The organism is Flavobacterium beibuense F44-8 (assembly GCF_000769915.1).
GTDB classification, from domain to species: domain Bacteria; phylum Bacteroidota; class Bacteroidia; order Flavobacteriales; family Flavobacteriaceae; genus Flavobacterium; species Flavobacterium beibuense.
The window spans coordinates 75,101-100,570 of record NZ_JRLV01000003.1 but is presented as its reverse complement, the minus strand read 5'-3'; the positions used below and the strand labels follow the sequence as shown (position 1 = coordinate 100,570).

The following is a 25,470-nucleotide window of genomic DNA, read 5'->3' as shown; positions in this document are numbered from 1 at the left end:
ACAGGTAGTATTACGGTATAATTATAACTATTAAGTATTTAAATTTGAGATGTACTTAATTAACCATACCCATGCTGGAATCAAACATTAAAACCCCGGGAGTATATATAAATGAAATCAATGCATTTCCTAATTCGGTTGTACCGGTATTCACTGCCGTACCAGCCTTTATTGGTTATACACCACAGGCAGAATATGAAGGAAAATCATACACTAATAAGGTTCAGAAAATAACATCGTTTGCTGAATTCAAAGCCATATATTGTATACCCGATGCGGCACCTCCGGCAGATCCTTCAAAACAGTATAATCCACAGTATTATCTTGTAAAACAAAATGCACAACCTACCAGTGGTGACTATATACTGATAAATGGTACTTACTATTCCATTGTCCCTGATCCCAATACTGTTTACTATTTATACAATAGTATAAGATTGTTTTATCAAAATTGTGGTGGTGATGCTTATATTGTTTCAGTTGGAGGATATGGTAAACCTTCAGGAATACCTGCTACTATTGGTAAAAACATAGTAAATCCTAATGTAAAGCTCAACGAGCTTTTAAATGGCCTGGCATTACTTCAAAATGAAAGTGAACCTACCATGTACATCTGTCCGGAAGCTACATTATTATCAGTTTCAGATAATGGCACCCTTATGCAAAAGATGTTGTTACAATGTACACAAAAAGAAAACCCTATTTCAATTTTTGATATTATAGGCGGTAATAATCCTGATCCTATACTTTACACTAACGACATTGAAACCTTTAGGAATAATACCGGTAATAACGGACTAAGTTATGGGGCTGCCTACTACCCTTTTATAGGAACAACCATAATGCAAAGTAGCGAGGTTGATTATACCAATCTTTTTGGCGGAGATGTAAAGCAACTGACAGCTATACTAACCGAGGCTGATGGTAATAACGATGCGCTGAATAAAGTAGTAGAGGCTATTCAAAACCCTGGAAACAATCCTTTAACCGTTTCACAATACAATAATGCTCTTATAAATGCCAGTAAAACGTATAATCAAATTATAAATCAAATACTTACTGATATTAATATACTCCCTGCTAGTGGTGGAATGGCCGGAGTAATAACAGTAACAGATAATACCGCCGGACCTTGGAATGCACCGGCAAATACTACTATTGTTGGAGCTAATTCACTTCCTATAAGACTTAACGATGCACAACAGGCTAATTTAAACGTAGATGCCGTTAGTGGTAAATCAGTAAATGCAATACGTTTTTTTAACGGACAGGGAATTTTAATTTGGGGAGCAAGAACCCTTGATGGTAATAGTAATGACTGGAGATATATCTCTGTAAGAAGAACAGTATCTTACATACAACAATCCGGTAAACTAGCCATGGAGGCTTACGTTTTTGAACCTAATACCGTAAATACCTGGTCAGCAGTAAAATCATCTATTAGTAATTTTCTAACCTCAGTTTGGAAAGAAGGAGGCTTACAGGGTGCAACTGCGGCCGACGCTTTTTCTGTACAATGTGGATTAGGAACTACAATGACTTCTGATGATATACTTAACGGAATAATGAATGTTACAATTAAAGTAGCTGTTACTCATCCGGCAGAATTTATTGTTATTACACTCTCACAGCAAATGGCTACAGGACAATAAATACAAAAATATTTAATACTTCTTTAAAATAGTTTCTCTGAGGGATTGAGTAATTTTATAGGATAATATTTAAATTTTTAATTATCACTATGAAAAATAAAGTTATCATTATTACTGGTGCCGCTATGGGATTAGGCTTTGCAGCCGCCGAAGAGTTAGCCTCAAAAGGCGCTAAATTAGTTTTGGTTGACTATAATGAAGATGCCCTGAAAGATGCTTTGGAAAAACTTAGTTCAAATAATAACGGACTTGATGCCATTTCAATAAAAGCAGACGTTTCAGATGAAGAACAGGTTAAAAACTATGTAAACAAAACTGTAGAAAAATACGGTCGTATAGATGGTTTTTATAATAATGCGGGTATAGAGGGACGACAGGCTCCCTTAACCGAATATGATATAGATATCTTTAAAAAAGTTATAGACATTAACCTAATGGGTGTTTATTACGGAATGCGATATGTAATACCTGTAATGCAAAAACAAAAATATGGACGTATTGTTAATGTAGCATCTGTAGGCGGTATACGCGGGGTATTAAACCAAACTCCATATGTAGCCAGTAAACATGCTGTTTCTGGTATGACAAAAAATGCTGCTATAGAATATGGTAAAGACGGAATTTTAACCAATGCCATTGCACCCGGTGCCATATTAACACCAATGGTTGCTGAGGCTTTTAAACAGGTAAATCCGGATGATCCAAAAGCTGCTGAAGCAGAATATGCACAGCGTAACCCTACCAGAGCACTAGGTGATCCTAAAGATGTAGGGAAGTTAGTATCATTTTTAATCAGTGATGAAAATGGTTATGTTAATGGACAAACCATTGCTATTGACGGTGGTGAATCTAACCTGTATGGTAATTCATAAACCAAAACAAGTCTAAAATATAAAAGCCTTCCTGCTCGGAAAGGCTTTTTTTATTCCTTAATACTTAATGCCCCTGACGGACATTTGGCTACCTGATCAATCAGTTCTTTTGACGAGGCATTCTCGGGTTTAATCCAAGGCCTCTCTTTAGGATTATATACCTTAGGTAGTGTTTTTACGCAAATACCCGAATGTATGCACAGTTGCTGCTTCCATAGTATAGTAACCTCTCCGTTAGAATATTCACGAACATCCATAATTTCATAGTTTTTTATTCATTACAAGTTACTTCTTTTTGGGTAATAAAACAACATTTCAAGTTAGCCATTCAGAATGGTTTAACCACGAATGCCCCCCATATCATTGATTATATAATCGGTTTATTTATTAAAAGAACTTTCGGTATTAACCTTATTACACTCACCATATACTTTTTGTCCCCAATTACCCTTATCACCTAAAGCACGACCTTTAATAAGCCAGGCAATACCAAAAACTAATAGTGATAAAGCCTCAAAGGTTAATGTTGAGTAAGGAAAAAGTTTGAACTTAGCCGATACAGGTACCATAATGATAAATACTAATATTGAATAGCCACAAAAACGATAGATATTATTTTCATTCATCACACTTTCAGGAACATCAGCTTCATGTTTATGGCCTATGGTAAATACATTGATAGACAGAAGCGAAAAAATAAGAAATAACATCCCGGCAAAACCATAGTGCAACGCCCCTAACCAAGCGTCAGTATATGGGATAAGAGTATATATCTTTTGTGAAATAATCTCGGGGTTTGTAGGTACCATAGCTACACCAATAGCCATTATCCCTGCAATATTTGTAAGTAAATTGTCATTTTTCCATATGGATGGATTACCATGACCTTTATAGCGTATTAAAAACAAGCCAACAGCACACAGTGTACCGGTAAAAATCTCCCTGAAATTAGTATAATAATAATGACTGATTGAGGGCTGTACACTGGTTTCAAAAAAATCTATAAACGAGAGAATAACCAAAACTACTGGTAAAAATATTCCTAAATAACCTATAGCCCTTCTTATCCTTCGGTAAGAATATATGTCAAAAACCGGAATTTCTGTTTTTGGCGTTTCCATAATTGATTAGATTTGGTTTCTGTAAAAATATCAATATATTGAAAAGTATACACAGGTAAAACTACCTATTTTGTATAAGGTTTTTTACTATATAACTATAAACCAAACACCTAATAACCTTGGAAGGTAAAACCGAATCACTTAAAAACAGAGGTAAAAGCTCTGAAGACGATAAACTTTTCGGTAACGAAAAAGAACAGTTAAAAATAACCGAAGGGCTTAAAGACATGTATTACCTGCTAAGCAGGGATTTCCCTGCAAAAGCATCTGTTGGGCTTGTAGGTAACCGATATCGCCTTAAAACAAAGCAAATAAAGGCATTACAGGGAATGGGAGCTTCAAGTCAGGATATTTCGCTTAGAAAAAGTAAAGAGCTTACTCCCCAAGAGTTAAAAGGTAAAACTATTTACCTTGATGGTTTTAATGTAATAATACTATTTGAAACCTTACTTTCCCAAGGATTTATTTTTAAAGGGCTTGATGGGTGTTACAGGGATATATCTTCTGTTCATGGTACTTATAAAAGAGTCAGCCAAACACAGAAAGTATTAGTTGCCATAGGAGAAATATTCGGTAAACTGGAACTGGAAAAAGTGATATGGGTATTTGATGCTCCCGTATCAAACAGCGGAAAAATGAAAAGCTTTTGTTATGAACTGGCACAACAACATAACTTTAAGTGGGAAGTACTTCTGGATAATTCTCCCGATAAGTTTTTGTGTGAAGGGGAGAAACTTATTTGCTCATCAGATGCGTGGATACTAAACGAATGTAAGCAATGGTTTAATTTAGGAAACCATATAATTAACAACCTGTTTCCAAACACAAAACCATCTTACATAATAGAACCATAAAAAAATCCCCTGCATTGCAAGGGATTTTATATTTAAAATAAGATTTCCTTATTCATCACCATGTAAAAATGCCTGTCTGTTTAATAGTGTTTCTTCACTTTCAACATGGTCATCATCAGGCACACAGCAGTCTACCGGACATACAGCAGCACATTGAGGTTCCTCATGGAAACCTTTACACTCTGTACATTTACCAGGTACAATGTAATATAAATCGTCTGAAATAGGTGTTTGAGCCTCATCAGCATCTACCTCTTCCCCGCTTGGTAATACAATTTTACCACTTAAACTTGTACCGTCTTTATATCTCCAGTCATCGGCACCTTCATATATTGCCGTATTAGGACACTCGGGTTCACATGCCCCACAGTTTATACATTCGTCTGTTATTATGATTGCCATAGCTTGTTTTATTTTTTAATAATGTAAATTTGCACAAAATTACGTCCAAAACTATTCATAAGCAAATCTAATGACTTTAGCCGAAAGAAAAACAGCCTTTGTTGAATTAGGTAAATTTTTAGGTCAGTTTTCTACCGAAAACACAACTCCGAAAGAAGGTGTACAGCACAATGACTTATTTTTTGATAACTTTTCTAACCTAATAGAGTTATCACAATCACACAATCGCTGGTTTACTAAGGATGAGGTTTATTTTGCATTACAGTCATGGGCTGATGCCTTAACACTTGATAATCTGGATAAATGGTTAAGCAACTACAATCTTGATACTGTAGAGCCAAAAACTATAGGACTTATTTTGGCCGGAAATATTCCGCTTGTTGGCTTTCACGATTTAATTTCGGTAGTAATCACAGGGCATAAAGCTTTAGTTAAAACATCATCAAACGATCAGCATTTGCTGCCGTTTTTAGCCAAATATTTAATTGCGGTTGAACCCCGTTTAGAAAACGCTGTTACTTTTACCGAACAAAAACTGGAAGGTTTTGATGCTGTTATTGCCACCGGTAGTAATAATACAGCGCGTTATTTTGAATATTATTTTAAAGACAAGCCCTCTATAATCCGTAAAAACCGTAACTCTGCCGCTATACTTACAGGAAATGAAAGTAAAGAAGAGTTGGTAGGACTTGGAGAAGATATTTTCAGGTATTTTGGTTTAGGATGCCGTAATGTATCAAAACTATTTGTACCAAATGATTATGATTTTACTCCGTTTTGGGAAGCCATTTACGAGTACAGAGATATTATCCATTATGAAAAATATGCTAATAATTACGATTACAACAAGGCGGTTTTCCTAATGAGTAACTTTAAAATTCTGGATAATGGCTTTTTAACGATAAAAGAAGACAGTAGCTACTCCTCTCCTATCTCAAGTGTTTTTTATGAGTTTTATGAAAACACAGATGCTATTAAACAGCGTATTGAAACAGATAAAGAACTGATTCAGTGCATTGTTAGTAACATTGACGGAATTGAGGGAAAAGTTGCTTTTGGAGACACACAAAAACCACAGCTTTGGGATTATGCTGATGGTGTGGATACAATTGCATTTTTATCAAAAATATAGCGGAATAATTCAAAATATTTCCGAATCTTTTTTGCTGTTATCTAATGGATATTTTGGAAATTTGTAGCACGCATTCTATCTATTTTTAATTTGTCCCATGAAAAAACACAATTTCAGTGCAGGTCCCTCAATCCTGCCACAAGAAGTATTTGAAAAATCTGCTCAGGCAGTCCTTGATTTTAATAATTTAGGGCTTTCTATCCTCGAAATCTCACACAGAAGTAAAGATTTTGTTGCCGTTATGGAAGAAGCCAGAGCCACAGCGCTTGAACTTTTAGGGTTGGAAGGCAAAGGCTATAAAGCACTTTTCCTAACCGGAGGTGCCAGTATGGAGTTTGTAAGGGTTCCGTACAACCTGTTAAAAGAAAACGGCAAAGCTGCTTATCTTGATACGGGAACATGGGCTTCGGGCGCTATAAAGGAAGCTAAACGTTTTGGCACTACAGAGGTTATAGCATCATCCAAAAACGAAAACTACAACTATATACCAAAAGGCTTTGCTGTACCAACTGATGCCGATTATCTACACTGTACAAGTAACAATACCATCTTCGGGACACAAATGCACAGTTTCCCCGAAACCAATGTGCCTTTGGTTTGCGATATGAGTTCTGATATTTTCTCGAGGGAGCTTGACTTCTCTAAATTCGGAATCATATATGCCGGAGCTCAAAAAAATATGGGTCCTGCAGGTACTACCCTTGTTATAGTGAAAGAAGATATACTTGGCAATACCGGAAGAAACATCCCGGGGATTTTAGATTACAGTCAGCATATAGCTAAAGAGAGTATGTACAATACCCCTGCGGTATTCCCAGTATATACTTCACTTTTAACCCTTCAATGGGTTAAAAAAAATGGTGGTGTTGCAGCTTTAGAAAAGAAAAACAATGAAAAGGCCGAACTGCTTTATAATGAAATAGACCGTAACCCATTGTTTACAGGTACTGCAAAAACCGAGGACCGCTCTAAAATGAACGTAACCTTCCTTTTAAAGGATGAAGCACATACAGAACAGTTTGATAAACTTTGGAAAGAAGCTAACATTAGCGGTATTAACGGACACAGGTCTGTTGGCGGATATAGGGCTTCCATTTACAATGCCATGCCATTAGAAAGCGTAAAGGTACTTGTAGATGTAATGCAGGAGTTTGAAAGAACTGTATAAATTTTAATCATCAAATCTTAAGATAACAAATGAAAATTTTAGCAAACGACGGAATTTCCAAAAGTGGTATTATAGCTCTTGAAGATGCCGGATTTGAAGTAATAACAACCAAAGTTGCACAGGAACAGGTAGCTAATTACATTAATAAAAATGAAATTAGTGTAATTTTAGTAAGGAGTGCAACACAGGTAAGAAAAGATATTATTGACAATTGTCCAAGCCTTAAAATAATAGGCCGTGGTGGTGTTGGTATGGATAATATTGATGTTGAATATGCCCGTGAAAAAGGTATACATGTAATCAATACCCCGGCTGCTTCGTCTGACTCGGTTGCAGAACTTGTTTTTGCTCACCTTTTCTCAGGCGTACGTTTCCTTCATGATTCTAACAGGCTTATGCCTCTTGAAGGTGACAGTAACTTTAACAGCCTTAAAAAAAGCTATGCAGCTGGTACCGAGCTTAAAGGTAAAACACTTGGTATTATCGGGTTTGGTAAAATAGGTAAGTCTGTAGCACGTATTGCTCTTGGATTAGGTATGAAAGTAATTGCTTCAGATAAATTTATTGGTAATGCTGAAATCAGGGTAGACTTCTATAACGGTCAGTTTATTAATGTTGAGATAAGTACTGAACCCATTGAAGATATCTTTAAACATGCCGACTTTATTACCCTTCACGTACCTGCACAAGATGGTTACCTGATTGGTAAAGCAGAGCTTGAATCTATGAAAGATGGTGTTGGTATCATTAACGCATCACGTGGTGGTATTATTGATGAGGTTGCTCTTGTTGATGCTCTGGACAGCGGTAAGGTTGCCTTTGCCGGACTCGACGTGTTTGAAGAAGAGCCTAAACCGGCTATACAGGTATTAATGAATCCTAAAATCTCATTAACCCCACACATTGGGGCTGCTACCCTTGAAGCTCAGGACCGTATTGGTACAGAACTTGCCGAACAGATTATAAGCATACTGAAAACAGCAAATAGCTAAGATTAAAAATCTTAATTAACAGAAAAGCACCCTATCGGGTGCTTTTTATTTTTTAACTTTATAGCTGTATGATCAAAAGTCATATCGCTATGAAAAATTACATTCTACTTTTCGGAATGCTTTTACTGCTTGTATTGAGCTGTAAAACACAAAATGATACTGAAGCTATGGAACCTATGTCTGTCACTACAGATACTACCGCCATCGCTAATGACACTGTACGTATTGCAAACGACGAACTGGAATATGAAATTACCATTATAGACCCGGGATTTAACTCATGGTTATATTCCAGAGCAAAACCAAGGGGATATTACTCACAACAATACCTGGAAAATAAAAACAGGCTTTGGGTAGTACAATGGAATATAAGAGCAATGCAGCCACAACGTTACGGAGACCTATACCTTATGCAAATAGATTATGAACCCCGAATAGACTACGGATATGAAGTAAACTATATGCTATACAATTATTTGGTATATTTTCAGTTAACAACAGGACAACGCCTTGGGGGTATTGTACCTAAAACTTAAATCCAGTATATTTGTCTTTTAACCCTTTTCATGGAAAAATTAAAAAAGCGCTGGGGTATTACCAGCAATTTCCAACTCATAGTAATATTCATTGTTTTTGCCATAACGGGCTCAACATCGGCATATTTATCTAAACCTGTAATAGAATGGATAGGCATCTCTAAAGATGCTATGTCTCCCTGGCTGTATATACCACTTCGGCTACTTATTATCTTCCCTGTATATCAGGTATTACTGGTGTTTTTCGGACTTGTATCCGGTCAGTTTAAATTCTTTTGGAACTTCGAGAAAAAAATGCTCCGTGGCATGGGGCTGGGATTTCTCTTTAAAAATAAAAAAAGCTCCTGATTAGGAGCTTTTTTTTATCAATTATATTAATTATTCTTTGAGCTTTGATTTATAGTTCTTTTTAAGCTTACTAAGCTTAGGTTCAATCACTGCCTTACAATACGGCTGATTAGGATTTAAGGCATAATAATCCTGGTGGTAATCTTCTGCCGGATAAAACTCTGTAGCCTCACTAACCTTAGTAACTATCTTCTTATCAAATATTTTTTGATCTTCCAGTAACTTAATAAAGTTCTCTGCTTTTATCTTCTGCTCAGGAGTAGTATAAAACACCTCACTCCTGTATTGCGTACCTATATCTGCCCCTTGCCTGTTTAGCGTAGTAGGGTCGTGAGTCGCAAAAAAGATCTCAAGTAAATCCTCATAAGCAATTTCATCAGGGTTATACGTAATTTTAATAGCCTCAGCATGTCCTGTTGTACCACTGCAAACCTCTTTGTAAGTTGGGTTCTTTGTAGTCCCCCCTATATAACCGGAAACTACTTTATCCACCCCTTTTAAATCGGTAAAAAATGCCTCAGTACACCAAAAGCAGCCTCCTGCAAATATGGCAGTCTCTAACTTACTGTTATCCATTTGTTTTAAATCTCCTTTCTTTAATTCTTCTTTATTGTTATCTGTTACTGCTGTCTCAGGCTTTCCCTGGCAGGAAAGTGTAAAAACAGCCAGTGTTAGCATCATAATTCGTTTCATTGTATGTAGTTTTCAAAGTTATACAATCATTTTATTACAATCTGTTTTTAAACAGACTTTACACTATTTACATACGAAATATTGTGCCAAAAAAGATTTATTTTTATTTAAATTGTTTGTTTCTTTGTGAAAACCCGAATTAATGATACAGGCAAAAAACATTCATAAATATTACGATTCACTTCATGTACTTAAAGGAGTGGATTTGCATATTAAAAAAGGAGAAGTCGTTTCTATTGTAGGAGCATCAGGTGCCGGAAAAACAACCCTGCTGCAAATATTGGGAACGCTTGACAAACCTAAATCAGAGAAGGGAACTTCACTACTTATAGACGGTGAAGATGTACTGAATATGAAAGACAAGGCCTTATCTAAGTTCCGAAATCTTAAATTGGGTTTTATTTTCCAGTTTCACCAGTTATTTCCAGAATTTACAGCTCTTGAAAACGTATGTATACCTGCGTTTATAGCAGGGAAACAAAAAGCAGAAACAGAAGCAGAAGCTAAAAAACTACTTGAGTATTTAGGCCTTTCACACCGAATAAACCACAAACCGGGAGAACTATCGGGTGGTGAACAGCAACGTGTTGCCGTAGCAAGGGCACTTATTAATAAACCTGCCGTTATTTTTGCCGATGAACCTTCGGGGAATCTTGACACCCATTCTGCCGAAAACCTACACAACCTGTTTTTTAAGTTAAGGGATGAAATGGGACAGACTTTTGTTATTGTTACCCATAATGAGGAACTGGCTAATATGGCCGACAGGAAACTGGTTATGAGTGACGGACAGATAATTTCGGGACACTAGAATAATGGAGATCTCTGTGATGAATGAAAAAATGAATGTGGAGGAGCTTAAATCGTTCCTTGATGAAAAAGTAATTTTATACAACAATCCTGATTTTATTGATACCGACCCAATACAGATTCCGCATCGATATACCCTGAAAGAAGATATAGAAATTGCCGGATTCCTTGCCTCTACCATTGCCTGGGGTAATCGTAAAATGATTATTAACAGTGCCAACAAAATGATGGATTTAATGGGTAACAGTCCGTATGAGTTTGTTATGAATCATAATGAAGACCATTTGGATAATCTGGAAGGCTTTGTACACCGTACATTCAATTCGGTAGACTTAGCCACTTTCATGCAGGCATTACAGAATATTTATAAAAATCATGGCGGACTTGAAATGCTTTTTGCTAAACATCAAAATGCAGATGGAATGCAGCAAAGTATAAGCGAGTTTAAAAAAGTTTTCTTTGAAATAACCCATCAATCACGTACTCAAAAACATGTATCAGATCCCTTAAACGGTTCGGCAGCAAAAAGAATCAACATGTTTTTACGATGGATGGTTCGTAACGATAATGCAGGGGTGGATTTGGGTATATGGAACAAAATATCACCTTCACTCCTATCCTGCCCATTAGATGTACATTCGGGTAACGTAGCGCGTAAACTGGGGTTACTTAACCGAAAGCAAAACGATGCTAAAGCTCTAAAAGAACTGGATACTCAATTACGCCAGTTAGACCCTAAGGATCCTGTAAAGTACGACTTCGCTTTATTTGGGCTTGGTGTGTTTGAAGGATTTTAGTTAAATTGCAGTGTATCAAACAAATCCTTACCTATATGAGATTACTTACTGCATTACTATGCCTGCTTTTCAGCTTTCACTCCTATTCACAGGAACCAAACGTATATTTTTATAATCACAAAGGAGAGCCTATTGATAAACAAACATTTATTGATAGCATAAAAGTTCCTAAGCATAAATATGCTTATAAACTCATTGAAAATGATACTGCCGTATTAGGTAGTTTATTTTTGAGAGAAGAGATAAATATAATTACACTGGAAGAACGAAAATCGCTAATAAAAGAACTTGAATTATTAAGCGGACAAAAAATTAAAGATAGCCAGACTGTAGTTATTGATTTTTTCTCATTACCTTCAAAAGACGATACTAGTTATAATGGTTTCTTCAATAAATATACTAAAAACCGTTCCTATTTAAGATTTTTTAAAAAGAATGACGGTTATGTACATTTTTTTGTTTCACAAAAAGGTTATATACTAGATGGATTTATAGAAGATAAAAATAATTATCTGCTTAAAAATCTATTTTCAAATTATGAAGCTTCTTACGGGAATTATATTATAATAAAGCCTAACGGACATTATTTGAGAAGACTTGATGAGCACAGGCAGGATGAAATAATCGACAAAATAAAAGGAGACTGGTAGTCTCCTTTCATTTTTATTTAGGTAAAGTTTTTTTTGCATTGTATCTCACTAAAAAGAATATGCCTACTACAAAAAGTAGCAGGAGCAGTATACAAAGTAGCTGCCATATTCCAAGACCAAAAGAAAAATCGTTTACTTCAAGTTCCATTATCAAATTCATTGTTCTAAAATTGATTTGTAAAGAGTATAATTTTCGTCATCAAAACAAACAAATATTACTTTACCAATTGTCTGATTATTGGTTTCTAAAAATTCCTTTACGGAAGCTATAGCTACATCAGCTGCTCTATCTTTTGGATAGTGATAAATACCTGTACTAATATTAGGAAAAGCTATAGTCTTTACATTATGTTCTACCGCCAGACCTAAACTATTGATATAACAATTTCTAAGTAGCTCTTCTTCTTTTTTAGCACCGCCATTCCAAACCGGCCCCACAGTATGAATGACATAATTAGCCGGTAAATTACCTGCTGTTGTAATAACTGCCTCCCCTGTTTTACACTTGCCCTGTTTATTTCTTATAGCTACACAGGCATCCAGTATTGCCGATCCTCCTGCTCTATGTATGGCACCATCAACTCCACCACCACCCAACAAAGAAGAATTAGCTGCATTAACAATAGCATCGGCAGTGATTTTTGTTATATCACCTTTAATAAGCTCTATTTTAGTCATGATTAGATTTTTCCGTAATACATTGCTTTTACTATACCGTCTGACAAGCCTATTTTAGGCACATAAATATTACGTGCTCCACTCCACTTCATGGCATTAAGATATATACGGGTGGCATATATAATAACGTCTGCCCTGTCTGGGTTAAGTCCTAATTCGGCAATGCGCTGCTCATAAGTAAGCGTATTAAGAAACTGATACTGCGAATTAATATAAAAATAGGATAATGGTAAATCCTGTTTTTTACCCGATAGCTTAAACAGCTTATTGATATTACCGCCAGACCCTATAAGGGTAACATTATCAAACGGCTCGGTTACAGTTTTAATCCATTTTTCTATTTCTACCCAAACCAAATCATTCACCATATTATTAAGTAAACGCACCGTACCGTTTTTAAATGATTTTGAAGCTATGATCTTACCATTATCAAAAAGAGAAAATTCGGTACTACCTCCGCCAACATCTACAAAAAGGTATGTCTGATCGGGTTTTATAAAAGTATGTAAATCGGTCGATGCTATAATAGCAGCTTCCTTTTTACCATCTATAATATCTATTTTAATTTCAGCTTCCTGATGAATCAGTTCGGCCACTTCATTACCGTTAAAAGCCTCCCGCATAGCCGATGTGGCACATGCCATATACCTTTCAACTTTATGCACCTTCATAAGTAACTTATAGGCTTTCATGGCATCTACCATGCGCTCTATATTATCGTCACTTATTTCGCCAACCGTAAAGGCATCCTGCCCTAAACGTATAGGAACACGTACTAACGAACTTTTATTGAATTGTGGAGCTTTTCCTTCCTGCTCAACAATATTGCACACCAAAAGCCTCATGGCATTTGATCCAATATCTATCGCTGCATATTTTTTTATGTTAATCATTCGCAATAAGAACTCCGGGCTCTAAGCCCTGAGCTTTATAATTTAAAAATTATCGTAAACCACTTCCAGTTTATCCCTGTAATAGTTATAGGTTTCAAGCTGTGCCCTAAACACTTTCTCTTCAGGACGTTTTCTGTACCTGTTTTCAAGATTTTCAGAATGCAGTCTTGCTTTTACATTACCTTTCCAGCCAATCTCAAAAGTATCTATAAGCTCCTTCTTTATATCCTCATCATAAACAGGACAGGTAACTTCTACCCTTTCATCAAGGTTACGGGTCATAAAATCAGCAGAAGAGATAAACACTTCCGGCTGCCCGTTATTCCCAAAAATATAAACCCTTGAATGTTCCAGGTAATTATCTACAATACTTATGGCCTCTATATTCTCGCTCATGCCTTCCACACCCGGGATAAGACAGCAAATACCCCTTATAACAAGCTGTATTTTTACTCCTTCCCTGCTGGCTTCATACAATTTGTCTATCATTTTATAGTCGGTAAGGCTATTCATTTTTAGTTTGATATAGGCCTCTTTTCCGGCTATCGCATTAAGTATCTCCCTGTCTATCAGTTTATAGAACTTAGACCTTGTATAATGCGGTGATACAAACAAATGCTTGTAGCGATGTATTCGGTAATTTACATCAAAAAAGTCAAATATTTTGTTTACATCCTTTAATATTTGCTGATGATAGGTAAACAAAGTTACATCGGTATAAATCTTAGCAGTCGACTCGTTAAAGTTACCTGTAGAGATAAATCCGTAACGTTTTATTTTTCCTTTTTCAACACGCTCAACCACACATATTTTACTGTGTACCTTAAGTCCTTTTACACCAAAAATAAGGTTGATACCTTCCCTTTGCATCTGTTCTGAATAGGAAATATTACTTGCCTCATCAAAACGTGCCTGCAGCTCAATTTGTACAGTAACTTTTTTACCGTTTTTAGCTGCATTAATAAGAGAACTGATAATCTGGGAGTTTTTGGAAAGCCTGTAAAGGGTAATTTTTATCGAAATTACTTTTGGGTCCAAAGCTGCTTCCCTTAAAAAACGAATGATATAAGAGAACGACTGGTATGGAGCATTTAACAGATAATCTTTTTCTTTAATTTTATTAAGAATACTACCGTCAAGACTTAACCCCGGAATAGGCAATGGCGGATTTTGCTTGTAAAGCAAATCATACCTTCCCAAATTAGGGAAACTCATATAATCTCTCCTGTTGTGGTAACGACCACCTGGAATAATACTATCGGTAGCATCAATACCCATTCGGGTAAGGAAAAAGTTAAGTGTATCTTTCTCTATTGACTGATCGTATACAAATCGTACCGGTTCACCAATCCTTCTTTCTTTTACACCTTTTGAAATTTTTTCCATCAAACTCTTACTCTGGTCACTGTCTATTTCCAGCTGAGCATCACGGGTAATTTTAATCATGTGTGCAGATACACTCTCATAATTAAAAATACTAAAGATATTGTGAAGGTTATAACGGATAACATCATCTAACAAAATAACATAGTGCTTATCGTTATTAGAAGGTAATACCACAAAACGGTTTACTGTTTTAGGCATTTCTACCACCGCATAACGCACTTCCCTTTTCTTATTACTATCATCATCAATTAAAGTTCCGTCCGGGCCTTTAATTTGCTTAGGCTTAATAACAAGCTTAACGGCTAGGTAACCTGCCGCATCTTTAAGTAACGGGAATTCGTCTAGATCATTAAGAATAATAGTCACCAACTCCGGACTAACCTTTTGGATAAAGAAATCTTTTATAAAATTTTCCTGTTCCTTGGAAATTTCGGTCTCGTTGATAATATAAATGTTCTCCTGCTGAAGTTCCTGTTCAATAACGCTTAATATCCTTAAACTTTCAGACTGTTGTTCAATAACAATCTCGGTAATATCCTTAAGCAACTGCTGTGAGGATATACCACCAAGAAGCTTCTCTCCGGTTTGCCCTGCTAAGCTTAATCGCCTAACTGCAGCATACCGAACCCTAAAGAATTCGTCTAAATTATTGGAAAATATACCTAAAAATCTAAGTCGGTCTAGTAACGGGACTTTTTCGTCAGCGGCTTCCTGTAATACTCTCGCATTAAAGGCCAGCCAGCTTTTTTCCCTGTCAATATACCGGTTTACCGGTGTGTGATGGTGAATCATATTTTTTTAACTCTCTTGGAAAAACTGTTTTTTGGGTTTTACCTTTTTGTATTGCACCCCAGTCGTCTTGTTCAAAAGATATTGAAACAAAGCCCGAAGTAGGTACCTTATCTAAGGTAACGCTCCCAAAGATATTAACAAAATTAGTAATCGCCTCGTTATGTCCAAAAAGAATTAGGTTATCATATTTGTTATCACAACTTTTTATGATATTCTCAAGCTTCTTTACCTCAAAAGTATAAAGATCGTCTTTAAACAGTATATTTTCTATGGGTATTGAAAGAGTCTCAGCAAAAATGTAGGCTGTATTTTTAGCGCGCTGTGCTGTACTGGACCAAACCATAAAAGTTTTTGGTAAGTATCCTGAAACCGCAGAAGCAACCAGATGCGCATCGTCTATCCCTCTTTTAGACAATGGTCTGTCCTTATCAATCAGTGGGGCATCCCAGCTTGATTTTGCGTGACGGATTAATATTAAGTTTTTCATGGGCCTGCATTTTTTAAAATATCTATATATTAAATATCAGAAAAAATACCTTAATAAAATCCAAAGAATATGTTAATTTTTTATTACGGAGCAAGCCTGTCTGTCAACCAACTGAAGTCTTCCTGTAGTTTATATCGAATCCTGTCATGAAGTCTGTTGGGTCTTCCCTGCCAAAATTCCACCTCTACAGGTTTTACAATAAAGCCGCCCCAATTTTTCGGACGCGGAATTTCTTTTCCTTTATATTCGTTTTCAAGGTCGTGCAGTTTATTTTCAAGATAATCACGAGAAGGAATAACTTCACTCTGTGGCGATACTATAGCCCCCAGCCTGCTTCCTTCCGGACGGCTTTCAAAATAACCATCAGAAATATTTTCGGAAACCTTCTCTGCTACACCTTTTATAATAACCTGACGTTCAAGTTCATGCCAAAAGAATGAAAGACATACATTTGGATTAGCTTCTATAGCCTTTCCTTTTTCAGAATTGTAATTGGTATAAAATATAAAACCTTCGTAAGTAAACTGTTTAAGCAATACCACCCTAGCTTTTGGAAAGCCGTCTTTACCAATAGTAGAAACCGTCATGGCATTTACCTCTGCAACTGCACCAAAGTCTTCAACTTCATGAAACCACTTTTTAAAAAGCGATATAGGATCTTCAGGTAAATTCTGTTCGGTTAATTCACCTTTTTCATACGAACGTCTGTAATTACTTAAATCTTCCATTTTTATATCTTTTTAAGCTGTGTAAAAAACAGTTTAAATTTATTTAATTTTTAAATAATAAAGTCTGACTTTTATGAAAATCAGAACTCAAAAAACTTGCCGTCATCTGCCAGTTCAACATTTTCAAAAACAGTTTGTGCCTCTTCCTTAAACAACTCAATAGAATCGTAACGCGTGGAGAAATGCCCTAACAGTAAGTGTTTAGCATTAGCTTTCTTAGCTATAGCTGCAGCCTGTTTTGCGGTACTGTGCATGGTTTTTTCACACAAGTATTCTTCTGTATCTAAAAAAGTACTTTCATGATACAAAACATCTACATTATTAATAACCGGTAATATATCTTCACTATACAAAGTATCTGAACAGAAAGCATAACTTTTTGGCGCGGGCGGATCAAAAGTCAATTCACTATTAGGTACTATCCTTCCGTCTTCAAGCGTTATATCACTTCCGTTTTTTATCTTCTGATAATAGCAGGTATCAATACCATAATCCTCTACTTTACCAATATGCAGTTTACGTTCGGCAGGTTTTTCCTCAAAAAGATAACCATTGGTATATACCCTGTGCTTTAAAGGAATTGTACGTACTATTACTTTATCATCTTCAAAGACTATCTGAGATTCATTTCCTTCCAACTCATGGAAGTAAAGATTATAAGTTGTCCATGATGCCGATAGCTTTAACTGTACCAACATCATTTCCTTAATCCCTTTAGGTCCGTGAATATGGAGGTCGTTTTTTCTCCCCAATAATGAGAAGGTAGAAATCAAACCTATAAGTCCGTAAACATGATCCCCGTGCAGGTGTGATATAAAAACATGATTGATTTTAGAGAAACGGATTTTATTTTTCCTGAGCTGTACCTGTGTACCTTCACCACAATCAATCAAAAACATTCTGTTTTTTATCTCTAAAACCTGTGAAGTAGGATTAGTTAATGTTCTTGGAGTAGCGGCATAACAGCCAAGTATGGTGAGATTCATCTGCTTAAATTTTGAAAACAAAAAAGCAGGGTCATTATAAATGCCTTTTTGCTTGCTGTTACATAGAGTAACAGTATTTATAAATTAAAATTAAAAGCCCAGATCTCTTTCTATCTCTTCCATTTCAATGATATCGTGTGCCTCTAAAACTGTAGGTACTACAATCATCTCATCAGGAACTTCATTAAAGTCAAAATCGCTTACTACCATAACAAACGATTTTTTAGATTTTCTGTGCTTGTTGGATAGTAATAAAAATGATAAAATATCATTTAATCCTAACCCGGTATCCTGTGTAACATCAAGTATGATGTTTAGGTTTTTAAAGGAATTGTATTCACTTTCAATTTTTTCTCTGAAAGCATTAATATCTCCCTGAGTGTCTTTTAAAGTAACGGTATGTCCTTTTTCGTCTACTTTCATAAGTTATTGTGCTGTTATAGCTAATTTACAAACAGATAAATGAAAAATACTGTTTTTAAAATAATTTTATGCCTATTGCTTAATTTTAGAGGCTAACAGATAAATAACTGCCATCCTTACGGCAACACCGTTTTCTACCTGATTTAATATAACAGACTGTTGTGAGTCGGCAACATCACTGGTAATCTCTACTCCTCTGTTTATAGGTCCCGGGTGCATTATCACAATTTCTTTGTTTAGTGAATCAAGTAACTCCTTATCAACACCGTATTGCTGACTATACTCCCTTGTAGACGGGAAATAGTTTACATCAAGACGTTCATTTTGTACCCTAAGCATATTAGCAACATCACACCACTCCAGTGCTTTACGCAAATTAGACTCTACTTTTACACCAAGTGATTCAACATATCTCGGGATTAATGTTTTTGGTCCGCAAACCATAACCTCGGCTCCCTGAAGCTGTAATGCAAAAATATTGGAAAGTGCTACCCTTGAGTGAAGAATATCACCTACAATAACCACTTTCTTACCACCTACATCACCAAGTCTTTCCCTTATCGTATAAGAATCCAGTAAACCTTGTGTTGGGTGTTCGTGAGCACCGTCACCGGCATTAACTATACTTGCGCTTACATTTTGTGAAAGGAAATGAGCTGCTCCGGGATGCGAGTGCCTCATTACCACCATATCCACCTTCATGGAGAGGATATTATTTACAGTATCAATAAGCGTTTCCCCTTTCTTTACAGACGATTGTGCAGCCGAAAAGCTTATCACATCTGCCGAAAGACGCTTTTGTGCCAACTCAAAAGAAAGCTTGGTACGCGTACTGTTTTCAAAAAATATATTAGCTATGGTAATATCCCTAAGCGAAGGGACTTTTTTAATAGGTCGGTTTATTACTTCTTTAAAATGGTCGGCCGTTTCAAAAATAAGGTCAATATCAGCTTTGTTGATATATTTTATTCCTAATAAATGATTAACGCTTAATTCTTTCATTACTTACTGTTGCTGTTACGCCTAAATTAAATAAACACTATCCTCTCCCTCGTTCTGTTGCCAGGTTACTTTTACCTTTTCGTTGTTAATGGCATCTACCTGACGGCCTCTATAATCAGGCTGTATAGGTAAATGTCTGCTAAAACGACGGTCAATAAGTACCAGTAATTCTATCTCAGAAGGTCTTCCGAACGACTGTATTGCTGTTAATGCAGATCTTATACTTCGGCCTGTATACAATACATCGTCAATAAAAACTACCTTTTTATTTTCTACTAAAAAGTCAATTTGGGTTTTGTTTGCCTCCAACGGCTTATCTGACCTACGGAAATCATCCCTGAAAAATGTAATATCCAAAAATCCAAGTGGTACATCTTTCACATTATAATCCTGTTCCAGCAACTGTTTTATACGTTCTGCCAGATAACGGCCTCTGGGCTGTAATCCAATAAGTATAGTATCAGAAAAATCAAGATGTTTTTCAATTAACTGGCAGGCCAAACGGTTAAGGATGATATTGACTTCTTTTGAAGTTAGCAATATTTTATGGCTCATAGTGCTGTGTTAAGTTTGGAGTGTAAAAGTAGTGAAAAAACAGAATTAGAAAAAATAACACCACATATTTAATTTCAGTATTTACCAGTGGCATTTCAACATTAATTCAATTTTAACGAAATACGATTTTAAGTGCTTTAACTTTATAGTAATAACCAAAAAACAAAAAGCTATGAAAAAGAGTATTTTAAAACCTGCCCTATTATTACTTATGCTGGTATCCCTAACCGGATGCGAACTGGCCGGCGATATATTTGAGGCAGGTGTGAGTGTGGGAGTTTTTATTGTAATAGCAGTACTGGTACTGATTGTTTGGCTTATTTTTAAAATGAAAAAATAGCCTACACTAACAAGTAATAAAAAAGCCCCTGTTACAGGGGCTTTTTTATATTAATCATCGTTCATGGATAGCAGAAACTCTTCGTTGTTCCTTGTTTTCTTGAAACGGTCGTTTATAAAGTCCATTGCCTCTACAGGATTCATATCGGCCAGATACTTCCTCATGATCCACATACGCTGTATGGTTTTCTCATCAAGAAGAAGATCATCCCTACGCGTACTTGACGAAGTAAGATCGATAGCCGGGAATATACGTCTGTTAGCAATTTTACGATCAAGCTGAAGCTCCATGTTACCTGTACCTTTAAACTCTTCAAAGATAACCTCGTCCATTTTAGAACCGGTATCAGTAAGTGCTGTAGCAATAATACTTAAAGAACCTCCGCCTTCAATATTACGGGCAGCACCAAAGAAACGTTTTGGTTTTTGAAGCGCATTAGCGTCAACACCTCCACTCAATACTTTACCTGATGCAGGCTGTACCGTATTGTAAGCCCTAGCCAAACGCGTAATAGAGTCAAGCAGTATCACAACATCGTGACCGCACTCTACCAAACGTTTTGCTTTTTCAAGTACTATGTTGGCAACTTTTACGTGGCGTTCTGCAGGCTCATCAAAGGTAGAAGCGATAACCTCTCCCCTTACACTGCGCTGCATATCGGTAACCTCTTCAGGTCTTTCATCAATAAGTAAAACTATAAGATAAACTTCAGGATGGTTAGCCGCGATAGAGTTGGCTATATCTTTTAGTAACATTGTTTTACCCGTTTTAGGCTGCGCAACGATCATACCACGCTGTCCTTTACCTATAGGTGAAAACAAATCGATAATTCTAGTAGAAATGGTACTTTGCTTATTAGCAAGGTTAAATCTTTCTTCAGGGAAAAGCGGAGTTAAGTGCTCAAAAGAAACCCTGTCTCTTACTACCTGCGGATCGTGCCCGTTTATTTTTAAAACCCTTACAAGCGGGAAATATTTCTCTCCTTCTTTTGGCGGGCGAACCACACCTTTAACTGTATCTCCTGTTTTTAAACCGAATAAACGGATTTGTGAATTGGATAAGTAAATATCATCAGGAGATGCTAAGTAATTATAATCAGAAGAACGAAGGAAACCGTAGCCATCCGGCATCATCTCAAGTACACCTTCACTTTCAATAATTCCGTCAAACTCATAATCAGGTTCTCTGAAATTTTGTTTCTTTTTATAACTTGGATGATTAGGATTGTTGGCATTAGCCCTTTCAATTTGAGCGAGCCTCTCTTCCTCTGATATTTGAGCTTTGGTAAGCTTATTGTCGGCAGGTTTTTGGTTTTTCTGCCTGTTATCCTGAGTAGGATTCCTTTTTTTATTATCGTCTTTAGCCTGAGGTGTATTACTGTTTGCAGGAGCATCATTTTTAACCTCTGCTGCCGGCTGTTCTTTTACAGGTCGCTGCTGATTTTTAGGCTCAGGTTTCTTTTTTACAAAATTCTTATCCTGTGGCTTTTGTTCCTGCTCTGCAGGTTTAACTTCAGGAGTTTTTATCTCTTTTGCATCAGGCTTATTTTCAGCCTTTACCTGTGATCCCGTTTCTGGTTTAGTTCGGGTCGCAGGTTTTTCTTTAGCTATCCTTGCCCTTTTAGGCTTTTCAGCTTTGTCTTGTGGTAGTGCTTCGTTAGCCGCACCCGACTCATCAAACAAAGTTTTGATTTGGGTTGGATTTGCAGCCTGGTGATCTAAAATCTGGTAAACAAGTTCGTCTTTTTTTAAGCCTCTGTATTTACTGATTTTAGCTTTTTTAGCAATTTCCTGAAGCTCAGTCAGCTTCATTTCTTTTAGTTCGGAAATATCAAACATGCATCAATGTTAATTAAATTATTGAGAGTGTATTCAATTTAATAAATAAAAAGTGAAGGGTGTAATTTTTATTTGAAATCTAATGCTTCGGAGAATGAAGCACTTATGGTTATGTCTTGCAATAATACGAATTTATTTTTACTGTGCAATAGTATTTTTTAAAAAAGAAACCATATTTTTGTGCAGCAAACAAGAGATAATGTTACAAAGAATACAAACCATATACCTATTAATAGCCCTTGTGTCTGCCGGCGTTTTGCCATTTGTTTTCCCTTTATGGACTACTGCTTCCGGTAACGGATTCATGTTTATGGAAAATTTAGGATACATTGTACTATTTGGGTTAAGCGCTACGTTATCTTTAGTAAGTATAGTATCATTTAAGAAAAGAAAAAGCCAGTTTGTAATGGGCAGGCTTAATATAATATTAAATTTAATTTTATTAGGATTATTCATTTTCAGGTCGCTAAACTTATCCGGAGAGACTGACAAAGATCTTGTCATTTCAGAGAAGGGTATTGGGATGCTTCTTCCTATTGTTTCTATCGTTTTTTTAAGCCTTGCCAATAAGGCTATCAAAAAGGACGAAGATCTCGTAAAATCAGTAGACCGATTGAGATAAACCTTTTAACTTAGTTTATTAGTGCGTTAAATCCCTGCTTTTTTAAAGCGGGGATTTTTTGTTTACCCCACTCCTACTTTTTTAAGCACTCATGCATTTTCAATAACAGTTATTATACCTTGTAAGTTGTCTTTAAAAATAACGACACCAAATATTGGAATTATTATTCGCATTAATACTTCTAGTAAAAAGAAAACCCCGCTATAAGCGGGGTTTCTATATATAATTGAATTATTTTCTTAATTATACATGTAATGCTCTGTTAGCAGTGGCAGCAAGAGCAGCTTCTTTAACAGCTTCAGCATACGTTGGGTGAGCGTGAGACATTCTTGAAATATCTTCTGCAGATGCTCTAAACTCCATTGCAGTTACAGCCTCAGCGATAAGATCGGCAACACGAGCACCAATCATGTGAACACCAAGAACTTCGTCAGTCTCTGCATCAGCAAGGATTTTCACAAACCCGTCAGTATCCATACTTGCACGGGAACGTCCTAATGCTTTGAACGGGAAACTTCCTGACTTATATTTTACGCCTTCTTCTTTTAGTTGCTCTTCTGTTTTACCAACAGCCGCAACCTCTGGCCATGTATATACAACACCAGGAATTAGATTATAATCGATATGAGGTTTTTGTCCGGCAAGAGTTTCAGCGACAAATACACCTTCTTCCTCTGCTTTGTGTGCTAACATAGCACCACGAACAACATCACCAATAGCATAAATGTTAGATACGTTAGTTTGTAAATGATCGTTTACTTCAATTTGTCCTCTGTCAGATACTTTTATACCTGCTTTTTCAAGATTAAGACCATCTGTAAACGGACGACGACCTACAGAAACTAATGAGTAATCACCATCAAGAGTGATTGTTTCTCCTTTAGCATTTTCTGCCTGAACCTGCACTCCTTCTCCGTTTCTTTCTACTGATTTTACTTTGTGAGAAGTATAGAATTTCATTCCCTGTTTTTTAAGTACTTTAGTAAGCTCTTTAGATAAGCCTGCATCCATACCCGGAATGATTCTGTCAAGATATTCAACTACAGATACCTGAGCACCTAAACGAAGGTACACCTGACCAAGCTCAAGACCGATAACACCACCACCAATAACGATAAGGTGCTTAGGAACTTCTTTAAGTTTAAGTGCTTCTGTAGAAGTGATTATTTTTTCCTTGTCAATTTTAATGAATGGTAATGAAGATGGTTTAGAACCTGTAGCCAAAATAGTGTTTTTAGCTTCGATAGTCTCTTCAGAACCGTCGTTTTTAGTTACTTTAATATGAGTAGCATCTTCAAATGAACCAACACCTTCAAAAACAGTAATCTTGTTTTTATCCATAAGGTATTTAATTCCGCTTACGTTTTGATCTACAACACCCTGCTTACGGGCAATCATTTGCTCAAAGTTTACTTTTATCTCTCCCGGAATATCAATACCATGCTCTTTAAAGTGAGAGATTGCATCATGATAGTGGTGAGATGAATCAAGAAGTGCTTTAGACGGAATACAACCTACATTAAGGCAAGTACCTCCAAGGGTTGGATATTTTTCTATGATTGCTGTGTTAAAACCTAGTTGTGCACAACGGATAGCGGCAACATATCCGCCGGGTCCAGAGCCTATAACGACTACGTCAAATGAACTCATAATATAACTTTTTGTGTGTTTTAATTTTGTAAGGCAAATTTAGCGAAGTTTTTTCTTTTGGGTAGTACAAAAGTCAAAAACATGACTTTAATTTTCTATCCTCAATGTTAATTTGTGATACCACCGGCTTTAAATCATAAAAATTGAAACAAAAAAGCTTAAAAAGGTGTTAAAAACACATTATAGCCACAAAACTCACTCTTCACCCCACCCCTTATAGTATGCAGATAAAGTAATTTTAAAACCATGATTTATGTCAGTTTTTTCCCCTGTAAGACACCCTACTTTTGGTGTATAATTTAAAAACACAAAACCATGAAAAAAATACTATTTGCAGCAATGGCAGCTTCACTATTTTGTGCCACAACTGCAACTGCTCAGGAAAACAATAATGATTCTGCCGACTTTGACCGATGGATGGTTCGCGTACGTGGTGTAGGCGTATTACCTAACGAAAGTGGAGATATAGGGGTTATTGGCGGAGATGCAGACATTAGCAGTACGTTTATCCCTGAACTGGACTTTACTTACTTTTTTACCAAAAACATAGCTGCCGAACTTATTTTAGGCACTTCAAAGCATGATGTGAAAACAACGGGATCTGACATCTCTGCCATTGGCGGTCCAACCAGTACTGATGTTGATTTGGGTAGTGTAAGACTGTTACCTCCTACACTTACCGTACAGTATCACTTTTATACTTTTGACGGAATGTTTAAACCTTATGTAGGAGCAGGTATCAACTATACTATTTTTTATGATGTAAAACCGGGTAATACTGTACATGATGTAGATTATGATAACAGCGTTGGTTTTGCGCTACAACTGGGCTTTGATATCAAAATAAGTGATAAATTTTACATTAATGCCGATGCCAAACAGCTATTCCTTAATACCGATGTAACAGTAGACGGTTCTAACCTGGCGACGGGGCTTAGCATACCAGCCGATGTAGATATTAACCCACTTTTATTAGGCGTGGGTATAGGCTACACATTTTAGTTCTTAGTTTTTATAGATGTAAAAAAGGCTGTCGCTTTAAACAAGTGACAGCCTTTTTGAT

Annotated in this window: 29 protein-coding genes; 14 read left to right on the top strand and 15 right to left on the bottom strand. The window is 36.3% G+C overall.

Annotated elements, in window-relative coordinates; translation table 11 throughout:
* Positions 1 to 71: 71 nt before the first annotated feature.
* Both Q763_RS02580 and Q763_RS02575 read left to right on the top strand, forming a co-directional pair.
* Positions 72 to 1,652, top strand: coding sequence for a phage tail sheath family protein (locus Q763_RS02580; protein WP_198133434.1), 1,581 nt, complete (start codon positions 72 to 74; stop codon positions 1,650 to 1,652).
* Between the two features lie 89 nt (positions 1,653 to 1,741).
* Positions 1,742 to 2,524: a glucose 1-dehydrogenase gene (locus Q763_RS02575; protein WP_035130906.1), complete on the top strand. Its 783-nt coding sequence runs from the start codon at positions 1,742 to 1,744 to the stop codon at positions 2,522 to 2,524.
* 50 nt (positions 2,525 to 2,574) lie between these two features.
* Here the strand turns inward: Q763_RS02575 and Q763_RS02570 are convergent, their stop codons facing one another.
* Positions 2,575 to 2,781 carry a (4Fe-4S)-binding protein gene (locus Q763_RS02570; protein ID WP_035130904.1) on the bottom strand — a complete coding sequence of 69 codons (207 nt, stop codon included), beginning with the start codon at positions 2,779 to 2,781 and terminating at the stop codon, positions 2,575 to 2,577.
* 123 nt (positions 2,782 to 2,904) lie between these two features.
* Positions 2,905 to 3,645: a hypothetical protein gene (locus Q763_RS02565; RefSeq protein WP_035130902.1), complete on the bottom strand. Its 741-nt coding sequence runs from the start codon at positions 3,643 to 3,645 to the stop codon at positions 2,905 to 2,907.
* Positions 3,646 to 3,764: 119 nt separating this feature from the next.
* Here Q763_RS02565 and Q763_RS02560 point away from each other — a divergent pair, with 119 nt between their 5' ends.
* Positions 3,765 to 4,499: a DUF434 domain-containing protein gene (locus Q763_RS02560; RefSeq protein WP_035130900.1), complete on the top strand. Its 735-nt coding sequence runs from the start codon at positions 3,765 to 3,767 to the stop codon at positions 4,497 to 4,499.
* 48 nt (positions 4,500 to 4,547) lie between these two features.
* On the opposite strand, the gene Q763_RS02555 is transcribed toward Q763_RS02560, so the two are convergent.
* The gene (locus Q763_RS02555; protein ID WP_035130898.1) at positions 4,548 to 4,901 is read right to left on the bottom strand and encodes a 4Fe-4S dicluster domain-containing protein; all 354 of its coding nucleotides are present in this window, start codon (positions 4,899 to 4,901) and stop codon (positions 4,548 to 4,550) included.
* A 70-nt stretch (positions 4,902 to 4,971) separates the two neighbouring features.
* On the opposite strand from Q763_RS02555, the gene Q763_RS02550 reads away from it, so the two are divergent.
* The 5 genes from Q763_RS02550 (at position 4,972) to Q763_RS02530 (ending at position 9,077) form a co-directional block, all read left to right on the top strand.
* The gene (locus tag Q763_RS02550; protein WP_035130896.1) at positions 4,972 to 6,033 is read left to right on the top strand and encodes an acyl-CoA reductase; all 1,062 of its coding nucleotides are present in this window, start codon (positions 4,972 to 4,974) and stop codon (positions 6,031 to 6,033) included.
* A gap of 97 nt (positions 6,034 to 6,130) precedes the next feature.
* Entirely contained in the window at positions 6,131 to 7,201 is a 1,071-nt protein-coding gene (gene serC / locus Q763_RS02545) for a 3-phosphoserine/phosphohydroxythreonine transaminase (protein ID WP_035130894.1), read from the top strand.
* A 29-nt stretch (positions 7,202 to 7,230) separates the two neighbouring features.
* Complete coding sequence (locus Q763_RS02540) at positions 7,231 to 8,193, top strand: D-2-hydroxyacid dehydrogenase (RefSeq protein ID WP_035130892.1); 963 nt, start codon at positions 7,231 to 7,233, stop codon at positions 8,191 to 8,193.
* A gap of 89 nt (positions 8,194 to 8,282) precedes the next feature.
* Positions 8,283 to 8,729, top strand: a complete 447-nt coding sequence (locus Q763_RS02535) for a DUF6146 family protein (protein WP_035130890.1) — start codon at positions 8,283 to 8,285, stop codon at positions 8,727 to 8,729.
* 30 nt (positions 8,730 to 8,759) lie between these two features.
* The gene (locus Q763_RS02530) at positions 8,760 to 9,077 is read left to right on the top strand and encodes a DUF6787 family protein (RefSeq protein ID WP_035130888.1); all 318 of its coding nucleotides are present in this window, start codon (positions 8,760 to 8,762) and stop codon (positions 9,075 to 9,077) included.
* A gap of 30 nt (positions 9,078 to 9,107) precedes the next feature.
* Here Q763_RS02530 and msrA read toward each other — a convergent pair whose 3' ends face one another.
* Entirely contained in the window at positions 9,108 to 9,770 is a 663-nt protein-coding gene (msrA, locus tag Q763_RS02525; RefSeq protein WP_197429466.1) for a peptide-methionine (S)-S-oxide reductase MsrA, read from the bottom strand.
* Between the two features lie 142 nt (positions 9,771 to 9,912).
* Between msrA and Q763_RS02520 the strand changes: the two genes are divergently transcribed.
* Genes Q763_RS02520 through Q763_RS02510 form a run of 3 tightly spaced genes read left to right on the top strand, consistent with a single transcriptional unit; the run spans position 9,913 to position 12,027 of the window.
* Positions 9,913 to 10,581, top strand: a complete 669-nt coding sequence (locus tag Q763_RS02520) for an ABC transporter ATP-binding protein (RefSeq protein ID WP_035130886.1) — start codon at positions 9,913 to 9,915, stop codon at positions 10,579 to 10,581.
* 31 nt (positions 10,582 to 10,612) lie between these two features.
* Positions 10,613 to 11,377 (top strand): TIGR02757 family protein, encoded by a 765-nt coding sequence (locus tag Q763_RS02515; RefSeq protein WP_035131275.1) that lies wholly within the window; start codon positions 10,613 to 10,615, stop codon positions 11,375 to 11,377.
* Positions 11,378 to 11,412: 35 nt separating this feature from the next.
* Positions 11,413 to 12,027, top strand: coding sequence for a hypothetical protein (locus Q763_RS02510; RefSeq protein WP_035130884.1), 615 nt, complete (start codon positions 11,413 to 11,415; stop codon positions 12,025 to 12,027).
* 156 nt (positions 12,028 to 12,183) lie between these two features.
* Here Q763_RS02510 and Q763_RS02505 read toward each other — a convergent pair whose 3' ends face one another.
* From Q763_RS02505 to pyrR, 9 genes are all read right to left on the bottom strand, one after another.
* Positions 12,184 to 12,705: an O-acetyl-ADP-ribose deacetylase gene (locus Q763_RS02505; protein ID WP_035130881.1), complete on the bottom strand. Its 522-nt coding sequence runs from the start codon at positions 12,703 to 12,705 to the stop codon at positions 12,184 to 12,186.
* Between the two features lie 2 nt (positions 12,706 to 12,707).
* Entirely contained in the window at positions 12,708 to 13,598 is an 891-nt protein-coding gene (locus Q763_RS02500; RefSeq protein WP_035130879.1) for a Ppx/GppA phosphatase family protein, read from the bottom strand.
* Positions 13,599 to 13,640: 42 nt separating this feature from the next.
* A complete protein-coding gene (ppk1, locus tag Q763_RS02495; protein ID WP_035130877.1) occupies positions 13,641 to 15,776 on the bottom strand; it encodes a polyphosphate kinase 1 in 2,136 nt (711 codons plus the stop codon).
* The gene (locus tag Q763_RS02490; protein WP_035130875.1) at positions 15,739 to 16,263 is read right to left on the bottom strand and encodes a SixA phosphatase family protein; all 525 of its coding nucleotides are present in this window, start codon (positions 16,261 to 16,263) and stop codon (positions 15,739 to 15,741) included. The genes ppk1 and Q763_RS02490 overlap by 38 nt, the downstream gene beginning before the upstream one ends.
* Positions 16,264 to 16,346: 83 nt before the next feature.
* Positions 16,347 to 16,991 carry a pyridoxamine 5'-phosphate oxidase gene (pdxH, locus tag Q763_RS02485; protein WP_035130873.1) on the bottom strand — a complete coding sequence of 215 codons (645 nt, stop codon included), beginning with the start codon at positions 16,989 to 16,991 and terminating at the stop codon, positions 16,347 to 16,349.
* An 80-nt stretch (positions 16,992 to 17,071) separates the two neighbouring features.
* On the bottom strand, positions 17,072 to 17,977 hold the full coding sequence (locus Q763_RS02480) for a ribonuclease Z (RefSeq protein ID WP_035130871.1): 906 nt from the start codon (positions 17,975 to 17,977) through the stop codon (positions 17,072 to 17,074).
* A 90-nt stretch (positions 17,978 to 18,067) separates the two neighbouring features.
* Positions 18,068 to 18,400 carry a hypothetical protein gene (locus Q763_RS02475; protein ID WP_035130869.1) on the bottom strand — a complete coding sequence of 111 codons (333 nt, stop codon included), beginning with the start codon at positions 18,398 to 18,400 and terminating at the stop codon, positions 18,068 to 18,070.
* A gap of 72 nt (positions 18,401 to 18,472) precedes the next feature.
* Positions 18,473 to 19,402 (bottom strand): aspartate carbamoyltransferase catalytic subunit, encoded by a 930-nt coding sequence (locus Q763_RS02470; RefSeq protein WP_035130867.1) that lies wholly within the window; start codon positions 19,400 to 19,402, stop codon positions 18,473 to 18,475.
* A 21-nt stretch (positions 19,403 to 19,423) separates the two neighbouring features.
* The gene (gene pyrR / locus Q763_RS02465) at positions 19,424 to 19,957 is read right to left on the bottom strand and encodes a bifunctional pyr operon transcriptional regulator/uracil phosphoribosyltransferase PyrR (RefSeq protein ID WP_035130865.1); all 534 of its coding nucleotides are present in this window, start codon (positions 19,955 to 19,957) and stop codon (positions 19,424 to 19,426) included.
* Positions 19,958 to 20,129: 172 nt separating this feature from the next.
* Between pyrR and Q763_RS17895 the strand changes: the two genes are divergently transcribed.
* Complete coding sequence (locus tag Q763_RS17895) at positions 20,130 to 20,297, top strand: hypothetical protein (RefSeq protein WP_198133433.1); 168 nt, start codon at positions 20,130 to 20,132, stop codon at positions 20,295 to 20,297.
* A 50-nt stretch (positions 20,298 to 20,347) separates the two neighbouring features.
* Here the strand turns inward: Q763_RS17895 and rho are convergent, their stop codons facing one another.
* Positions 20,348 to 22,135: a transcription termination factor Rho gene (gene rho, locus Q763_RS02460; RefSeq protein WP_035130864.1), complete on the bottom strand. Its 1,788-nt coding sequence runs from the start codon at positions 22,133 to 22,135 to the stop codon at positions 20,348 to 20,350.
* Positions 22,136 to 22,334: 199 nt separating this feature from the next.
* Between rho and Q763_RS02455 the strand changes: the two genes are divergently transcribed.
* Positions 22,335 to 22,757, top strand: coding sequence for a DUF4293 domain-containing protein (locus Q763_RS02455; protein ID WP_035131274.1), 423 nt, complete (start codon positions 22,335 to 22,337; stop codon positions 22,755 to 22,757).
* Positions 22,758 to 23,000: 243 nt separating this feature from the next.
* Here the strand turns inward: Q763_RS02455 and lpdA are convergent, their stop codons facing one another.
* Positions 23,001 to 24,407, bottom strand: coding sequence for a dihydrolipoyl dehydrogenase (lpdA, locus tag Q763_RS02450; RefSeq protein ID WP_035130862.1), 1,407 nt, complete (start codon positions 24,405 to 24,407; stop codon positions 23,001 to 23,003).
* 315 nt (positions 24,408 to 24,722) lie between these two features.
* Between lpdA and Q763_RS02445 the strand changes: the two genes are divergently transcribed.
* Positions 24,723 to 25,409, top strand: coding sequence for an OmpW/AlkL family protein (locus tag Q763_RS02445; protein WP_035130861.1), 687 nt, complete (start codon positions 24,723 to 24,725; stop codon positions 25,407 to 25,409).
* The last annotated feature ends 61 nt before the right edge of the window (positions 25,410 to 25,470 follow it).

What these genes read in the sequence shown, in the direction of transcription:
- Q763_RS02580 (WP_198133434.1), top strand. Translation starts at nt 72, where the DNA reads ATGCTGGAATCAAACATTAAAACCCCGGGAGTATATATAAATGAAATC.
- Q763_RS02575 (WP_035130906.1), top strand. Translation starts at nt 1,742, where the DNA reads ATGAAAAATAAAGTTATCATTATTACTGGTGCCGCTATGGGATTAGGC.
- Q763_RS02570 (WP_035130904.1), bottom strand. Translation starts at nt 2,781, where the DNA reads ATGGATGTTCGTGAATATTCTAACGGAGAGGTTACTATACTATGGAAG.
- Q763_RS02565 (WP_035130902.1), bottom strand. Translation starts at nt 3,645, where the DNA reads ATGGAAACGCCAAAAACAGAAATTCCGGTTTTTGACATATATTCTTAC.
- Q763_RS02555 (WP_035130898.1), bottom strand. Translation starts at nt 4,901, where the DNA reads ATGGCAATCATAATAACAGACGAATGTATAAACTGTGGGGCATGTGAA.
- Q763_RS02550 (WP_035130896.1), top strand. Translation starts at nt 4,972, where the DNA reads ATGACTTTAGCCGAAAGAAAAACAGCCTTTGTTGAATTAGGTAAATTT.
- serC (WP_035130894.1), top strand. Translation starts at nt 6,131, where the DNA reads ATGAAAAAACACAATTTCAGTGCAGGTCCCTCAATCCTGCCACAAGAA.
- Q763_RS02540 (WP_035130892.1), top strand. Translation starts at nt 7,231, where the DNA reads ATGAAAATTTTAGCAAACGACGGAATTTCCAAAAGTGGTATTATAGCT.
- Q763_RS02535 (WP_035130890.1), top strand. Translation starts at nt 8,283, where the DNA reads ATGAAAAATTACATTCTACTTTTCGGAATGCTTTTACTGCTTGTATTG.
- Q763_RS02530 (WP_035130888.1), top strand. Translation starts at nt 8,760, where the DNA reads ATGGAAAAATTAAAAAAGCGCTGGGGTATTACCAGCAATTTCCAACTC.
- msrA (WP_197429466.1), bottom strand. Translation starts at nt 9,770, where the DNA reads ATGAAACGAATTATGATGCTAACACTGGCTGTTTTTACACTTTCCTGC.
- Q763_RS02520 (WP_035130886.1), top strand. Translation starts at nt 9,913, where the DNA reads ATGATACAGGCAAAAAACATTCATAAATATTACGATTCACTTCATGTA.
- Q763_RS02515 (WP_035131275.1), top strand. Translation starts at nt 10,613, where the DNA reads ATGAATGTGGAGGAGCTTAAATCGTTCCTTGATGAAAAAGTAATTTTA.
- Q763_RS02510 (WP_035130884.1), top strand. Translation starts at nt 11,413, where the DNA reads ATGAGATTACTTACTGCATTACTATGCCTGCTTTTCAGCTTTCACTCC.
- Q763_RS02505 (WP_035130881.1), bottom strand. Translation starts at nt 12,705, where the DNA reads ATGACTAAAATAGAGCTTATTAAAGGTGATATAACAAAAATCACTGCC.
- Q763_RS02500 (WP_035130879.1), bottom strand. Translation starts at nt 13,598, where the DNA reads ATGATTAACATAAAAAAATATGCAGCGATAGATATTGGATCAAATGCC.
- ppk1 (WP_035130877.1), bottom strand. Translation starts at nt 15,776, where the DNA reads ATGATTCACCATCACACACCGGTAAACCGGTATATTGACAGGGAAAAA.
- Q763_RS02490 (WP_035130875.1), bottom strand. Translation starts at nt 16,263, where the DNA reads ATGAAAAACTTAATATTAATCCGTCACGCAAAATCAAGCTGGGATGCC.
- pdxH (WP_035130873.1), bottom strand. Translation starts at nt 16,991, where the DNA reads ATGGAAGATTTAAGTAATTACAGACGTTCGTATGAAAAAGGTGAATTA.
- Q763_RS02480 (WP_035130871.1), bottom strand. Translation starts at nt 17,977, where the DNA reads ATGAATCTCACCATACTTGGCTGTTATGCCGCTACTCCAAGAACATTA.
- Q763_RS02475 (WP_035130869.1), bottom strand. Translation starts at nt 18,400, where the DNA reads ATGAAAGTAGACGAAAAAGGACATACCGTTACTTTAAAAGACACTCAG.
- Q763_RS02470 (WP_035130867.1), bottom strand. Translation starts at nt 19,402, where the DNA reads ATGAAAGAATTAAGCGTTAATCATTTATTAGGAATAAAATATATCAAC.
- pyrR (WP_035130865.1), bottom strand. Translation starts at nt 19,957, where the DNA reads ATGAGCCATAAAATATTGCTAACTTCAAAAGAAGTCAATATCATCCTT.
- Q763_RS17895 (WP_198133433.1), top strand. Translation starts at nt 20,130, where the DNA reads ATGAAAAAGAGTATTTTAAAACCTGCCCTATTATTACTTATGCTGGTA.
- rho (WP_035130864.1), bottom strand. Translation starts at nt 22,135, where the DNA reads ATGTTTGATATTTCCGAACTAAAAGAAATGAAGCTGACTGAGCTTCAG.
- Q763_RS02455 (WP_035131274.1), top strand. Translation starts at nt 22,335, where the DNA reads ATGTTACAAAGAATACAAACCATATACCTATTAATAGCCCTTGTGTCT.
- lpdA (WP_035130862.1), bottom strand. Translation starts at nt 24,407, where the DNA reads ATGAGTTCATTTGACGTAGTCGTTATAGGCTCTGGACCCGGCGGATAT.
- Q763_RS02445 (WP_035130861.1), top strand. Translation starts at nt 24,723, where the DNA reads ATGAAAAAAATACTATTTGCAGCAATGGCAGCTTCACTATTTTGTGCC.